This is a genomic window from Microcoleus sp. AT8-A3 (assembly GCF_036705675.1).
Lineage (GTDB): Bacteria > Cyanobacteriota > Cyanobacteriia > Cyanobacteriales > Microcoleaceae > Microcoleus.
On the sequence record NZ_JAUBVD010000020.1, the window covers coordinates 1 to 14653 of the forward strand.

Annotated in this window: 12 protein-coding genes and 1 pseudogene; 10 read left to right on the forward strand and 3 right to left on the reverse strand. The window is 46.0% G+C overall.

From position 1 onward, the window contains the following. Positions 1-577 precede the first annotated feature (577 nt). From QUB51_RS13955 to lptC, 7 genes are all read left to right on the forward strand, one after another. Positions 578-793: a hypothetical protein gene (locus QUB51_RS13955; RefSeq protein ID WP_333053293.1), complete on the forward strand. Its 216-nt coding sequence runs from the start codon at positions 578-580 to the stop codon at positions 791-793. Positions 794-895: 102 nt separating this feature from the next. Next, the gene (locus tag QUB51_RS13960) at positions 896-1765 is read left to right on the forward strand and encodes an alpha/beta hydrolase (RefSeq protein WP_333053294.1); all 870 of its coding nucleotides are present in this window, start codon (positions 896-898) and stop codon (positions 1763-1765) included. A 212-nt stretch (positions 1766-1977) separates the two neighbouring features. Beyond that, positions 1978-3120 (forward strand): heat-inducible transcriptional repressor HrcA, encoded by a 1143-nt coding sequence (gene hrcA / locus QUB51_RS13965; protein WP_445243000.1) that lies wholly within the window; start codon positions 1978-1980, stop codon positions 3118-3120. A 175-nt stretch (positions 3121-3295) separates the two neighbouring features. Next, positions 3296-3472 carry a hypothetical protein gene (locus QUB51_RS13970; protein ID WP_333053296.1) on the forward strand — a complete coding sequence of 59 codons (177 nt, stop codon included), beginning with the start codon at positions 3296-3298 and terminating at the stop codon, positions 3470-3472. A gap of 291 nt (positions 3473-3763) precedes the next feature. Continuing rightward, entirely contained in the window at positions 3764-5356 is a 1593-nt protein-coding gene (gene metG, locus QUB51_RS13975; RefSeq protein WP_333236178.1) for a methionine--tRNA ligase, read from the forward strand. A 105-nt stretch (positions 5357-5461) separates the two neighbouring features. After that, on the forward strand, positions 5462-6067 hold the full coding sequence (locus QUB51_RS13980; protein ID WP_006631885.1) for a LabA-like NYN domain-containing protein: 606 nt from the start codon (positions 5462-5464) through the stop codon (positions 6065-6067). Between the two features lie 196 nt (positions 6068-6263). Then, complete coding sequence (gene lptC, locus QUB51_RS13985; protein ID WP_333053299.1) at positions 6264-7460, forward strand: LPS export ABC transporter periplasmic protein LptC; 1197 nt, start codon at positions 6264-6266, stop codon at positions 7458-7460. Between the two features lie 58 nt (positions 7461-7518). Here the strand turns inward: lptC and QUB51_RS13990 are convergent. From QUB51_RS13990 to QUB51_RS14000, 3 genes and pseudogenes are all read right to left on the reverse strand, one after another. Beyond that, positions 7519-8147: pseudogene (locus QUB51_RS13990) on the reverse strand (Uma2 family endonuclease). A gap of 396 nt (positions 8148-8543) precedes the next feature. After that, entirely contained in the window at positions 8544-9995 is a 1452-nt protein-coding gene (ffh, locus tag QUB51_RS13995) for a signal recognition particle protein (protein ID WP_333208345.1), read from the reverse strand. A gap of 430 nt (positions 9996-10425) precedes the next feature. Continuing rightward, the gene (locus QUB51_RS14000; RefSeq protein ID WP_333232405.1) at positions 10426-11835 is read right to left on the reverse strand and encodes an NB-ARC domain-containing protein; all 1410 of its coding nucleotides are present in this window, start codon (positions 11833-11835) and stop codon (positions 10426-10428) included. A 215-nt stretch (positions 11836-12050) separates the two neighbouring features. On the opposite strand from QUB51_RS14000, the gene QUB51_RS14005 reads away from it, so the two are divergent. Genes QUB51_RS14005 through QUB51_RS14015 form a run of 3 tightly spaced genes read left to right on the forward strand, consistent with a single transcriptional unit; the run spans position 12051 to position 14637 of the window. Next, positions 12051-13250 carry a hypothetical protein gene (locus QUB51_RS14005; protein ID WP_333208349.1) on the forward strand — a complete coding sequence of 400 codons (1200 nt, stop codon included), beginning with the start codon at positions 12051-12053 and terminating at the stop codon, positions 13248-13250. Positions 13251-13276: 26 nt separating this feature from the next. Then, the gene (locus QUB51_RS14010; protein ID WP_333208350.1) at positions 13277-14239 is read left to right on the forward strand and encodes a hypothetical protein; all 963 of its coding nucleotides are present in this window, start codon (positions 13277-13279) and stop codon (positions 14237-14239) included. 11 nt (positions 14240-14250) lie between these two features. After that, positions 14251-14637, forward strand: a complete 387-nt coding sequence (locus tag QUB51_RS14015) for a hypothetical protein (RefSeq protein ID WP_333208351.1) — start codon at positions 14251-14253, stop codon at positions 14635-14637. Positions 14638-14653: the final 16 nt, after the last annotated feature.

Consider the following 14653-nt stretch of genomic DNA (forward strand, 5'->3'; position numbering starts at 1 on the left):
ACCCCAGCCTGCATCGGGGCAACCGGGCGTGGGGAGAGCCCCTACAAGAATTACACGAATCATTTAGGATTGCTATAGACATTAGTTTGCAGAAGTTTTCCAGTGAGATAGGATAAAAAGCTCGGCAACATTTTTCGTACAAACGAGTGTAGATAGCGGTTCTCATAAACATGGGACACGCCGAAACGATGTTGTCAATATTTTTAAGTTTTACAGCGCCTATTTACTTAAATAAGATCGCGGGACTACAGGCAAAAGTCGCAAATATCCGCAAAAATGCGCTCCATAAAATTATGTATCACCTCGCCCAAAAATATGGATAGGTAACGCTGGCTAGAGAATTAAGAGATTAAATAAATTGTTGTATTCTAAAAATTTAGTTGATTGAATAGTTGAAGGTAGGAAGTACGAATTTATTTGGTAAGTTACCTACAAAAAAATATATAATTTGACAATGTAATGCCGAGGGTTAACAACTTTCAAATCGGCTAACTTTGGGAAAATTATTGCCGCAAAATACCTTTAAAAAAATCGCGCTGATTTATGTCGCAATTGCGCTCATACAGCAGAGAGAAATTTGAATACTGCAAAAAACATAGAACGCTGGTTTGAAGGAATATTTATTCTCGGCCGATCGCATAAAAGGGCAAGCTATGCCAAGATTGCCCGTGCAGTGGACAAAAGTAGCGTCAGCGACCGCGCGTTGCACCAGGAAGTAAGCGGTAAATCGATAAAGTTGAGTATTTTTGACTTAACTTATAGCGCTTGTTGGGTAGATGAGGTAAACAATTGAACTGAAAAAGCTTGAGAACACAGGATTTCGGCGTACTCTCTCTTTCTGAGAAAGGCTATACATAGGTTTACATCGGTCTTATGGAGCGGGTAGGATAAAAGTATGGCAACAATCGACATCCTAGGGGTTCGGCACGCTTACGATTTGACGGCTCCGACTTCAACTTCCCCGGTTCTGGTATTTGTCCACGGCTGGCTGTTAAGCCGCCACTACTGGCAACCTTTGACCGATCGCTTGGCATCAAACTATCAGTGCCTTACCTACGATTTGCGGGGGTTTGGCGATTCTCAATCCGACGGTGGCCTTCATCATGGGCATTCCGAACCGCTAAATTCCTGCTACACTCCGGCAGCTTACGCTGGCGATTTGGAAATTTTACTCGAAAAACTCGATATATCTTCTGCTTGGCTGGTGGGACACTCTCTGGGCGGTACGATCGCCCTTTGGGGAGCCAGCAAATTCTCCGATCGCGTTAAAGGCGTGGTCTGCATCAATGCAGGGGGCGGCATCTATCTTAAGGAAGAATTCGAGCGGTTTCGAGCGGTAGGCAAGCAGCTAGTGACAATGCGTCCCGGCTGGCTGCCTCGGTTGCCGTTAGCAGATTACGTGTTTGCCCGCGATTCTGTAGCCCGCTCGATCGGCAGATCCTGGGGACGGCAGCGCTTAATAGATTTCGTGGGAGCTCATCCAGATGCAGCTTTGGGGGCTTTGTTGGACTCCACCACAGAAGCCCAGATTCACCTCTTGCCACAAATTGTGTCCCAACTCAAGCAGCCTGTTTATTTTATTGCTGGCACTAAAGACAAAATTATGGAACCAAAATACGTGCTGCATTTGGCTAGCTTTCACTGGATGTTCCAAGGTTGCGGCGAGAATGTCCTTCAGCTTCCCGATTGTGGCCATTTGGCAATGGTGGAACAGCCGGATGCAGTGGCTAGTTACCTGCAAAATATTCTGAAAGAACATGATTAGATGGCATGGGGCATGGGGCATGGGGCATGGGGCATGGGGCGTTAAAACTTACAAATAACCAATAACCAATAACCAATAACCAATAACAACTGACTTCTTCCTTAACCTAAAATCTGTTATGTTTAAAGAGGTAAGTCTGCCCGATCGCCATTTTGGTACAGACGTTTCGATTAATATAGCGACTTTCAACTCTAAATTCTAATTCTGCTTAAATATCTGTGCGCGTTAACCTCACCGATCGGCAACAACACATCCTTTGGGCAACGGTTCGCCACTACATAGCAACAGCGGAACCCGTTGGCTCAAAAGCTTTGGCTGACGAATTCAACCTCAGCGTCAGCCCAGCTACAATTCGCAATGCGATGGGGACTCTTGAAAAAGCTGGACTGCTTTATCAGCCCCACACTTCGGCAGGACGAGTCCCCTCTGACTCCGGCTACCGAATTTATGTAGACCAGTTGATTCAGCCGTCTGATACGCTGGCCCGCAAGGTGGAACAGGTACTAGACCAACTCAATTGGTCGGACGGTCGCATGGACGCGGCACTCCGCGGCGCTGCTCAAATCCTGGCAACTATCAGCGGTTACATAGCCATGATCACCATACCGCAAACCAATATGGCTTGCTTGCGCCACTTGCAACTGGTGCAGCTAGAGCCGGGAAAGGTGATGCTGATAGTGGTGACGGATGCCTACGAAACTCAGTCGGTTTTGGTGCAGTTGCCGAGGGATGCAGAAGGTAACACGCCTGATGCCGAAATTGTCGATCGCCAGTTGCAGATTTTGTCGAATTTTTTGAACAGCAAGTTGCGGGGACGATCGCTCTCGGAACTCTCGGCTGTAGACTGGAGCGAGTTAGGCCGGGACTTTGAGCTGTACGCTGAGTGGATGGGAACTATGCTGACTGCTTTGAGCAGCCGCCAAAGCAATCCAACCTACACGCGGATTCTGATCGGCGGTTTAGCAGAAGCGCTGCGCTTGCCTGAGTTTTCGCAGTTGCAGCAAGTTCAAACCCTGGTGCAATTGCTCGAACAAGAGCAGGAACTGCTTTGGCCTTTGATTTTTGAATCGCCGGAGTTAGACACGCCAGGGAAGCGGGTAACGGTGCGTATTGGTTCGGAAAATTCTTTAGAACCGATTCGTGGCTGTACTCTGATTTCTTCGACTTACCGCCGGGGATCGGTGCCGGTGGGTAGTGTTGGGGTTTTGGGGCCGACGCGGATGGTTTACGAAAATGCGATCGCGGTTGTGGAAGCTGCGGCGGATTATTTGTCAGAAGCTATTGGCGGAAATCGAGTTGGTTTTCCTGATGGGGATCGAGGGCGATCGGATAATCCTTTGTTAGATGCACCCTAATTTGATAGCCCCAAGCTTAATTGGCTTGGGGTTTTATTGTCTGTGGATGTACTCACAACCTTTAAAAACCGGGTTTGGTGACAAAAAAACTAGGCTTTTATACTCTTTTTGGGGCAAGAAACTAAAGCTTGGCAGTTGACAAGAGAGTTTTGTAAACAACCCGGTTTCTGTGTCCATGAGTGGCTCGGAAAGTGGCAGGAGTTGCGGGCGATCGACTTTCCAGCGATCGGGAGAAAGAGATGGCGATGGTGAGCGATCGGGCATTTACAGAAAGTGGTCGCGGAGTGTTAGTCGAACGGCGGGTTTAGCAGCCCAACTGACGAGTTTTGTTGCCAACCGGGTGGGCTGCTAAAACCGCTCTAGGGATAGCGGCTATGACCAATGAATAGATGAGGCGTCCACCCTGGGAGCGTCGATTCCCAAGGCAGCAGAATGTCAAAATATTAAGACATTTTAGAGAGTTGGTCAAAAACAACTAAAAAAGATTAGTGTGGATAGGAAAGCAATATTTCTTTTGGGAATAGCCCGGGTTAGACAATTGCAAATAACTTGCAGTGTATTTGGCTTGATTGCCACTCCATAAAAAATTTAACCGCTGAGTTAAGATCGAAACGAAATTTAGGGAATTTTCTTTTAGCATTCAATGAAATCGACTGATAAAACTAAGAATACCTTTGCGATAACAACGCCTCTGTATTATGTAAACGATTTACCTCACGTTGGCAGCGCTTATACGACTATGGCTGCGGATGCCCTAGCGCGATTTGAGCGGCTGCGGGGAAAATCTGTTTTGCTGGTTACGGGGACGGATGAACACGGGCAGAAAATTCAGCGGACAGCCGAGAGTTTGGGACGATCGCCCCAAGCTCACTGCGATTCAGTGGTTCCGGCGTTTGAGACGCTTTGGGAGCAACTCGATATCCAGTACGATCGGTTCATTCGCACAACTTCGCGGCGTCACGAGTACATTGTCAAAGAATTTTTCCAGCGCGTCTGGAACTCCGGCGACATCTACTTGAACCAGCAACAAGGCTGGTACTGCGTCTCCTGTGAAGAATTTAAGGATGAACGGGAATTGTTGCCGGGAAATCGGTGCTCTGTCCACACCAGCAAGGAAGTTGAGTGGCGCGACGAGGAAAATTACTTTTTCCGTCTGTCACGGTATCAAGACCAACTGCTGGCATTGTACGCAGAACGTCCCGACTTCATCGCGCCGGAAAGCCGACGCAACGAAGTGCTCAGTTTCGTCAACTCTGGACTGCAAGACTTTTCCATTTCTAGAGTGAATCTCGCATGGGGTCTGCCAATGCCAGTTGACCCCAGTCACAGCATCTACGTGTGGTTTGACGCTTTGCTGGGATACGTCACCGCCTTGCTAGATCCGGACAGCGACCCGATTTTGGAGAATGCTTTATCTAAATGGTGGCCGGTTGACTTGCACTTGATCGGCAAAGATATTCTTCGCTTCCACGCAGTTTACTGGCCGGCAATGCTGATGTCAGCGAATCTACTGGTGCCGGGTCGCGTTTTCGCACACGGGTTTTTGACCAAAGACGGCAAAAAAATGGGGAAAACGGAGGGTAATACTTTAAACCCTGTCGAATTGGTCAACAAATACGGCGCTGACGCAGTACGTTACTATTTCCTTAAAGAAATTGAGTTCGGAGAGGACGGCGATTTTAACGAAACTCGGTTTATCAATATATTGAATGCTGAGCTAGCAAATGATTTGGGGAATTTGCTTAATCGTACCCTAAACATGGCTCGCAAATATTGCGGTGCCTGCGTACCAAATGTGTTGGGAGAAAACATTGAGGGCGATAACCTTCTCAAGGCTATGAGCCTGGATTTGGGCGATCGAGTAGCGGGTTTTTACGAAGAGTTGGCTTTTAGCAAGGCTTGCGAAGCCGTGCTTGCATTAGTGCGAGCCGGGAACAAGTTTATTGACGTGCAAGCACCTTGGAGTTTGTACAAGCAGGGACAGATCGAAAGTGTTGAACAAGTGCTATATTCTGTTCTGGAATCTGTTAGACTAGCATCTTACCTTTTATCGCCCATTATTCCCAATATCAGCAACGCTATCTATCAACAGCTAGGTTTTTCAATTGACTTTAACGATCGGGTTACAGTTAACAGTTTAGCGAATTTTGCAGCTCATGCTGCCTGGGGCGCTTTGCCTGCAAACCAAACTCTGGGGGAACCCCAACCTGTTTTTAAGCGGATCGAACTGCTGTAAACAGTACCTTCATAGTTGGCAGCCAGCGCTCTGGGTGTGATGACAGACTACGAATTAGCAGTTATTTCCTTACCAATCTTTCATAAAAATTGAGGCATAACAATCATGTTGAATAGAATAGAAAGCAACGACCTTTTTACGCCGGAACAGGTACTAGAAAATCGTGGTAGAGTGGCAATTTTTATTGACGGTTCTAACCTTTTTTACGCGGCTTTGCAGTTAGGAATTGAGATTGATTACACTAAGCTGCTGTGCCGTTTAACTGCGGGATCGCGGCTGCTGCGCTCTTTCTTCTACACGGGTGTCGATCGCACTAACGAGAAACAGCAGGGGTTTTTGCTGTGGATGCGCCGCAACGGCTACCGGGTGATTTCTAAGGATTTGGTACAGTTGCCAGATGGTTCTAAGAAGGCGAATTTGGATGTAGAAATCGCTGTGGATATGATGGCTTTAGTCGGGTCTTACGACACGGCGGTTTTGGTGAGCGGTGACGGCGACTTGGCTTATGCTGTAGACGCTGTGAGCTATCGCGGTGTGCGGGTAGAGGTGGTGAGTTTGCGATCGATGACGAGCGACAGTTTGATTAATGTAGCCGATCGCTATATCGATTTGGAAATGATTAAGGACGACATCCAAAAAACATCGCGCCCTAATTATGCTTACCGCCCTTTGTCTGGTTTGAGCTTGATGGAGGAACACGACGACAGATAGGGATTTGGTAATGGGTAATTGGTAAGGGTTAATAGGTGATGATTAATGGGTTGAATCATTGAGAATTAGAAGTTAAAAATTTAGACAAAGCATGACACATTTTTAATTTTTGATTAAGTGTTTTTCACGACCCAATTATCAATTACCAATTCCCCATTCCCATTCCCAATTACCTATTATCAATTCCCTATTCCCAATGATTCATCTCCAATCCCAAATTCCCAATCTCAACTCCCCAAAATTGAGGCTGCTATTTTTAGCAGCACTGATTTTGGGGATTGGTGCTTGTGCAGTTCCGCAAGAGACTCAAAAGAACAAATTAGCTGAGGATCTCCAAACTGCTCAACAGTCAAACAGCACTTTAACTTTAAACAAAGTAACTCTAGAACAAGCAAACGAAAAGGGCGAGACGTTCTGGAAAGTCAACTCACAAAATGCCGTTTACAGCAAAGACAAAAAAATAGTTAACGTTCAGAAACCTGTAGGCAAATTGTTTCAAGATGGCAAAGAAATTTACGATATTCAGGGAGAAACTGGCCAGGTATTTCAGGAAGGAAATCAAGTTTTTCTCAAAGGTAACATAGTCGCTACTGACCTTAAAAATGGAGTGGTATTGCGGGGAAATGAGTTGGAGTGGCGGCCAAAGGAGGATGTTTTAGTTGTCCGCAACAATTTGACGGGAGAGAACAAACAGGTGACGGCTTCAGCGAAGGAAGCGCGGGTTTTCACTAGGGCTAAGAGGATGGAGTTATTCGGCTCTGTGGTGGCGAATGTTAAAGATCCGGTTTTGCAATTGCGAACCGAGCACTTAGTGTGGTTTATGGATCAACAAAAGGTAAACAGCACCAAACCTACTCAAATTGACAGATACAAAGATAAAATAGTAACAGACAGCGGTTTTGCCGACCAAGTAGATGTAGACTTAAAAACCAAGATTGCGACGCTGACAAAAAACGCTCAGTTGATGCCTTCTGATCCGCCGCTGCAAATAGAAAGCAGTTTGATGAGTTGGAATTTTCCGGCGCAATCTGTGATATCGCCTGGGCCTGTGAAGGTTTTTCACCGCGTGGAAAAGGTGACGATGACTGGGGATACGGGGCGGGGAGATTTAGAGAAAAAAGTTTTTTATTTGACGGGAAATGTGGTAGGAATTGGGGAAAAACGTCAATCTCAATTAAATACCGATCGCGTAACGTGGTATTTAACTAATCAGACTTTTGATGCAGAAGGAAATGTGGTTTATCGGCAGCTAAATCCGGTGTTTAATTTGACTGGGCCGAGGGCGGCGGGAGAGTTGAAAAATCAAACTGTGATTGTTAAAGGCGACGGTGGTGGCGGCCAAGTGGTTACGGAATTTGTACCGGATGAGTATCAGGGAACTTTGGGAGAGTAGATGGGATTGCAACCGCAGATGTTGGCAGATGGACGCATGAACGCTGTATGAATGCTGTTTATCGCCACACTCGCCTCAAATTCAATACAAATCCCGGCAATACATCTTCGCCAGACAACTCGGCTGGATCGATATTTCTACTTCTGCCTGCTGTCGGTAAATCTCTACCCGCTGGTTTTGCGGGTCAATTAACCAGCCCAATCTCGCTCCATTTTCCATATATTCGCGCATCTTCTCTTGGAGGGTTGAGAGAGAATCCGAGGCCGATTCCCTACGGGATAGCTTCGCTTCACGCAATTCTACTACAAAGTCGGGGCACAGCGGAACAAAGCCTTTGCGTTCTTGTGCAGTTAGTGCTTCCCAGCGAGTTCGACTCACCCAGGAAGCGTGGGGAGAAAGGCGAGCACCGTTAGGAAGGATGAATCCGGTAGAAGAGTCAAAGCCTTCTCCTAAATCTTCGTTTGCTTCACACCAGTTGCCTACTTGCGTACTGATACTGAGGTTGCGGCTGCCTGATTCGCCTCCGGTGGGTGGATTCACTATTAATTCTCCTTCTGCGGTTCTTTCTAATCTCAAGTCGGGATTTGCCAATGCTAGGATATCGAATTGTTCGCCTGTGACAAAAAGGGCGATCGCATTTGGCAATTCTATAGATATAGTTTCTGGTTGAGTAATTGTTTGTACCATATTCAATTGTTCGCTTTTTTAGGTAGAAATCGGTCACAAAAAACCTAAAACTAATAGACATAAATTCTGTAGGGGCGGGTTCACCAACCATGTCTGACAAACATCAATCAATATAGTAAACCCGCCCCTACCCAACCAAAAATACCAAGGTACCGCCCACCCAAATTACAAATGTACCGTGAATTTGTTGGCTAAAATATGGATGTAAATTCTGGCGGGGGAGGGCGGGTTTATCAGATTGTTTGATTTGTTTCAAAGATGGTTGGTGAACCCGCCCCTACATTGTTGACATCGTGCGGGGGAGGGCGGGTTTATCAGATTGTTTGATTTGTTTCAAAGATGGTTGGTGAGCCCGCCCCTAAATTGTTGACAATTTTGCAATATATCAGATGCTTTTTACAACTGTCCGAAACCTTTTTTAGGCTTATCTTTTTTCTTTTTCTTCTTCTGCTGGGCACCCATATAGCCACGGGAACCGGGCTGCATTCCTCCGGGGCCGCCCATTCCCGGCATTCCCGGCATTCCCGGCAATCCTCCCATTCCTGTAAAGTTGCCTTGACTCATTTGCTGCATCATTGTACGCATTTTCTGGAAATCGCTGACGAGCTTTGTTACGTCGTTTTCTGCGTAGCCTGCGCCTTTGCCGATGCGGCGGCGGCGGGATGGAGAACTTGCTAAAAGTTCGGGATTGCGGCGTTCTTCAACTGTCATGGAATTAATCATGGCTTCGGTGCGTTTTAGCTGCACTTCTCCCTGCCGCATTTGTTCGTCTGAGAGTTTGTTCATCCCCGGAATCATTTTCATGATGCCGCCGAGGGAACCCATATTTTTTAACAGTCTGGTTTGTTTGAGAAAGTCGGTAAAGTCAAACTTTGCCGTGAGCATTTTCTCTTGCATTTTTTCGGCATCGGCGATGTCGAATTCTTCTTGCGCCCTTTCTACTAGCGTCAAGACATCGCCCATGCCTAGTATTCTCGATGCCATGCGATCGGGATAAAATGGTTGCAAGGCTTCCACTTTTTCGCCGACGCCGACAAATTTAATCGGCGCGCCGGATATTTGCCGCACGGATAAGGCTGCACCGCCGCGGCTGTCGCCGTCTAATTTGGTTAAGATTGCGCCGGTAATGCCGATTTGTTCGTGAAAGGTGCGGGTTAAATTTGCTGCTTCTTGGCCGGTCATGGCATCAACAACTAACAGTGTTTCGTGGGGTTGTACTGTTTGTTTGATGCGGCCCAATTCTGCCATCATGTCTTGGTCGATTTGCAGGCGACCTGCGGTATCGACGATGATGGTATCAATGCCAATTTGTTTGCCGTGTTCGATGCCTTGGCGGGCAATTTCTACGGGGTCAATGTCTTTGCCTAATTCAAATACTGGTACGTCTATTTGTTTGCCAAGGGTCAGCAATTGGTCGATCGCGGCTGGTCGATAAATGTCGGTTGCGACTAGCAGTGCGGTACGATTTTGCTTGCGGAGGTGGAGTGCTAGTTTGGCGGTAGCTGTGGTTTTCCCGGTTCCTTGCAAACCAGCCATCAGGATAACTGTGGGCCCGGATTCGGCGGTGGCTAGGGGTACGTTGGTTTCCCCCATGACGCGCACGAGTTCGTCGTGGACGATTTTGATGAATTGTTGGTCGGGACGGACGCCTGAAACGACTTCTGCGCCTTGTGCTTTTGCCGCTACCTCTGAGATGAAGTTTTTGACGACTTGGAGGTTGACATCGGCTTCCAGGAGGGCGCGGCGGACTTCTTTGAGCGCGTCTTGGATGTTGGACTCGGAGATTTTATTTTGTCCGCGCAGTTTTTTCCAGGTGGATTCGAGTCGATCGGCAAGGGCTTCAAACATAGGGCATTGTTGGCTAGTCAGTCTTTTTAATTTTAGGCTAAATGGGGCTGTTTGGATGCAAGTTTTGCTGAAACAGTTCGCGATCGCACTCCGACTAAAGAAACCGGGTTTTTTATGAAAAGACGCGTTGCAGCCTACTGATTCGGTAAAAAAGCCGGTTTCTGGCCTCATGCGTAGTTTGTAGTTTGATGTTTTTATTTTTTAACCGCTGATGAACGCGGATTGATGCGCTATGGGTTGAGATGTTTTCAAGTTATATCGTGTCCGGTTAAATAGATATAGTTGCTGTAGGGGCGGGTTCACCAGTATTTCTAATTCACATCCAGGGTATTTATAAACCCGCCCCGGCCCTATGCGTGGGTGGGGGCGGGTTTATTTTACCTGTTTGTTTGTTTCAAATATTGTTGGTGAACCCGCCCCTACAGGTTTATTAACATTGGTACAAAATGTTGGTTTTTATGTATTCTGCGATTACTGGTTGGACTGTGAAGAGGGTGCGATCGCCCTTTTGGACTTTTTCGATTAATAACCTCCGTCTCAAGGATTCGACGGCTTTGAGGAATTCTGAAGGGGACAATTCCAGAAGGGCTGGTTTTTTGGAAATTTCGACTGGTTTGTTTTGATTTGCCAACCAGGACATTACTTGTTTTTCGGAGTCTGACAAGCGCTGAAAATGTTGGTGAAATAAATATTCTAAGTCTCCTAAAACTAGGCTATCATAGGATAAAAATTCAGAAATATTGCCGTTAAATAAGTCTTGAATTGCAGCGGCTGCTGTATTCAACCACAATGGATTTCCGTTGTAAAGTTCAATCAATTCTGACCATTTTTCTGATTCAAGTAAACCTTTTTCTATAAATATTTCTCGCGCTGGTTCGCCTAAACCATTGAGTTGCAATGTTTGACAATTTTTTGGGTTGCTTTCTAAGGCAGCAATTTCTCTGGGTTTTTCCCAACTAATCAAAATTAGGCAACTGTTGTGGCATGATTCTGCTATTTGTTTGAAGAATGCGCCGTAGTTTTCATAGCCAGGTTGGTAGTTTCCTGCTAGTTGTTGGCTGCTGAAGATTGTTTGCACGTCATCGAGAATGATGAGACAGCGGTGCGATCGTAAATATTGTAGGGGCAATCCCCCCGTGGTTGCCCTTTCTTCGGGGGCGGGCACGGGGGCACCGCCCCTACAGAATTGAATTAAGTCGGTTTCGAGTGTTTGGAGGGGTGGCGCGTTGCGGAGGCTTCGCCAGATGATGCAGTCGAATTCGTGTTGAATTTGCGGGATTAGTTGGAGGGTAAGGGCGGTTTTGCCAATACCGGATAAGCCGAGGATGGTGATGAGGCGGGTGCGGCTTAAAATCCAGTTTTCTAGGGTGGAAAGTTCGGATGTGCGATCGAAAAATGTCGAGATTTCGGGTGCGTCGGATAAGTCTAATTGCTGTATAGGTTCGGAATTGCTTATTTTTTCGTTAAATTTATCCTGGTCTTGCGGTTCAGATTGTGAGGCTTCTGGGGAGTGCAAACTTTCAGCAGAGATGTTGCCAATATGGATGCAGCCATTCCCGACAAGTGAGACAATATTAGAAGCTTGTAAATTTTCCAATTTAGCTCTAAAGTTTGCTTTACATACTTGTTCCTCACCTAATGCAACTGACATAAGCTTCCACAATTTAAAGCCAACTTCTTTAACATATTTCTCTGAACGGTTGTGATGCTGTGCAATTTCTTTATATTTCTGATTGTCCCAAGCGCCGCGCAGTATAGCTTTTTGCAGACTATCTAAGTGTTTTCCTGTAGTAGTTAAAGCTAGATGGTCTGTAAATTTTAAGGCTTCTTCAACGTCCATCGGTCACGTATATGCAAGGGGTTGACCAGATTATAACCCAACTAAATATGACTTTTTTAGTAGCAACCAACTAAATATGACTTTTTATGACCTCCTTGGGATGGAAAAAACTACTAAATATGACTTTATATGGCTTGAAAATTTTGGGCAATTAGGAAATAATTTATACTTAAAGCAGAAAATGTTAGGCTCAGCGCTAGTTGTATCTACCTGTTATGACACAACCGAATATTTTGGAACTCGCGAAACAGGGAGATGCAAAGGCGATCGCGCTTCTGCTGAACCGCCAGCTACAAGCCAAGGGCATCACCGCCGCAGCTTCCCTTAAGGATGGTTGTTTACAGGTGATGCTGGAATCGGCTGAAGCGCCTAGTCAGCAAGTCTTGGCCGTGTGGGTGAGTAAGTCGATCGCTGGTTTGGGGGCTGCATCGATTGAGAAAGTCAAGGTTTACGGGCGACAGACAGGTGCGAAGGTGCCGGCGTGGAGTCAAGAGTTTGAAGTGGCGGGGCAAAAGTTGCCTGTTACGGATGTTACAGAGGGGCGGGCAATTTCTAGTGAAAATACGGAGTCAAATCAGCTTAGTTTGAAGGAACGGGCTAAGCTTGGGGATGTGGAGGCGATCGCATCTCTGTTAAATTTTCCGTTACAGAATAAGGGGATTAGTGCGACTGCGAGTTTGCAAGATGGTTGTTTGCAGGTGATGCTGGAGGGCGATCGGGTTCCTGATGAGGAGGCTTCTATCAGGATTGTCCGCAGGGAGTTGATGAATTTGAAGGCGGGGGCGATCGCTTCTGTGAAGGTTTACGGGCAGCAGGCGGGTGAGGATTTTCCGGCTTGGAATCGAGAGTTTGAGCTAAAGGCAGAGGTTAGTTCAGATTCAAAAAAATTATCAACAGATAAATTTGCAAATTTGACTGATCTATTGACTCCGATTATTGAGCTGCTTAGAGAACGAAAATTTAAAGAATTGTTAGACATCGGTCAAAATTATATTAATGAAAATCCAGATCGTCAAAAACGTTTGATTGTAGTAGGAGTTATTGTCTTAGCAACTCTAACCTTTAAAGGAATACCTTTTTTAGGCTTCAATCACAATATTAAAGGCTCACTAACACTCAAGGATGACTTCTTCGGTGGAGTGGGTCAGTTTTGTAATGGAAAAGGAGGTTACGGGGATATTAAAAGTGGTAGGCAGGTGCTAGTAAAAGATCATAAAGGAGAAACCATTGCGACTGGAGAGTTAGGCATAGGTAAAATAATATCTGATAACCACTGCCAATTTTCTATCGAAGTGAATGGTATAAGAAAAGCAGAGTTTTACACAATTCAGATCGGTAGGCGAGGCGATTTGACATATTCATATCAAGAGATGGAGGATAAAAACTGGGAGCTAAACGTGTCTTTGGGTGATTGATTTACTGGGAAGAAAAGGAGTAGTTTATGATTTTTGTAATTCCGTTTATTATGGGCGCTGCTGTTTTAGCTACTGCTGCGTATGGCGCTGTGAAAGGTACTGAAGGCTTTGGTAACATCAATCAAGCCAAGGAAATAGGAGAACGATCCCAACATCGACACGAGAAAGCAGTCAGCGATCTAAAAGTAGACTGGGAAGCAGCCAACAGATTAGCAGAAGTTTACGGTCAACTGCAAATTCGTGTAAGGCATCGTACTATTGGGCGGTTTGTGGCTTTCATCGAACGCATTGGCCAGAAAGCTTCCCAAAGTGATATGAAATTTTTAGCGGGACTAGAAGGCATATCAATTCAGCAGCTAAAAGAATACAAAACTGTCGCGCTGGAAGGTCAGGAAGTATTCCAAGGTGTGACTTCATCCGCAGGGGCAGGCGCGGCGGCTGGTGCTACAGCAGTAGGCGTGGCCCAAACTTTTGGGACAGTTGCAGTTCCTCAATTTTTTGGCTTGTTTAGTACCAATGTAGCTGTTTCTCAACTCGGTATGTCTGGTGTGGCGGCGTGGTTAGGCGGTGGCAGCATGGCACTAGGTGGGGCTGTACTCGGAGGTATTGCACTTGGCCCTGCTTTAGCTGTTGGCGGTTTCCAAATTGCAGGTAAAGGTGAGGAAGCTTTAACGAAAGCACGTGAATACGAAGCTCAGGTTAACGTTGAAGTTGCCAAAATTGAAGAGGCTAGAGATTTCATCCGACAAGTCGAACGGCGAGTCAAAGAATTAGGCAAATTGGTGTCTGAGTTAGATAGCCGCGTTGCTCTACTTCTCAACGAACTTGAATCAAAACCCTTTGATCGAGTTCAAGATGCTGCTAAGTTTCAACAGGTAGCCCTACTGGTGAAAGGCCTTGTAGAAATTATGAAAACCCCTGTGTTAGATAGCCAAGGAAATCTGAATTCTGCCGTGGCGAATATTCAAGCAAAATACCGTAATATGTGAGGAAATTAACAATGAGCAAAATAGCAGCGTTTGTTAGCGGTGCTGATGCCTTTCAGCAAGTTATTGCACATTACCTTGAGTACAAGCAAATCGCTGAACAAGAGCGGACAAAGCGCCGTGAAATCAAAGCTTGGGAAAAGGAAAGCCTCGCCAAGATTAAAGCTCAACGTGACTTATTAATGGAGTACCTCGATCGCTCTTTTGATGAACGATCGCAAAATTTTAATCAACTTTTCGATGTGGTCGATCGAGCAATAGCATCTGGTAATAATGAGCAACTGGGATTAGCATTAGATTCGATTACAGAGCTTGCTAAGTCTAGCCCGTTTAAAGAACTGGCTAATTTATCTTCTGTGCAGGCTGCTCTCGCCGATCCCAACCACGAGTGGAAGTTTTAATTAGCTAGCTGTTAAA

Bases quoted from the DNA above. Each gene is read 5' to 3' on its own strand.
- metG (WP_333236178.1), top strand. From the start codon at position 3,764: ATGAAATCGACTGATAAAACTAAGAATACCTTTGCGATAACAACGCCT.
- lptC (WP_333053299.1), top strand. From the start codon at position 6,264: ATGATTCATCTCCAATCCCAAATTCCCAATCTCAACTCCCCAAAATTG.
- QUB51_RS13960 (WP_333053294.1), top strand. From the start codon at position 896: ATGGCAACAATCGACATCCTAGGGGTTCGGCACGCTTACGATTTGACG.
- QUB51_RS13980 (WP_006631885.1), top strand. From the start codon at position 5,462: ATGTTGAATAGAATAGAAAGCAACGACCTTTTTACGCCGGAACAGGTA.
- ffh (WP_333208345.1), bottom strand. From the start codon at position 9,995: ATGTTTGAAGCCCTTGCCGATCGACTCGAATCCACCTGGAAAAAACTG.
- QUB51_RS13970 (WP_333053296.1), top strand. From the start codon at position 3,296: ATGAGTGGCTCGGAAAGTGGCAGGAGTTGCGGGCGATCGACTTTCCAG.
- QUB51_RS14015 (WP_333208351.1), top strand. From the start codon at position 14,251: ATGAGCAAAATAGCAGCGTTTGTTAGCGGTGCTGATGCCTTTCAGCAA.
- QUB51_RS14000 (WP_333232405.1), bottom strand. From the start codon at position 11,835: ATGGACGTTGAAGAAGCCTTAAAATTTACAGACCATCTAGCTTTAACT.
- QUB51_RS14010 (WP_333208350.1), top strand. From the start codon at position 13,277: ATGATTTTTGTAATTCCGTTTATTATGGGCGCTGCTGTTTTAGCTACT.
- QUB51_RS14005 (WP_333208349.1), top strand. From the start codon at position 12,051: ATGACACAACCGAATATTTTGGAACTCGCGAAACAGGGAGATGCAAAG.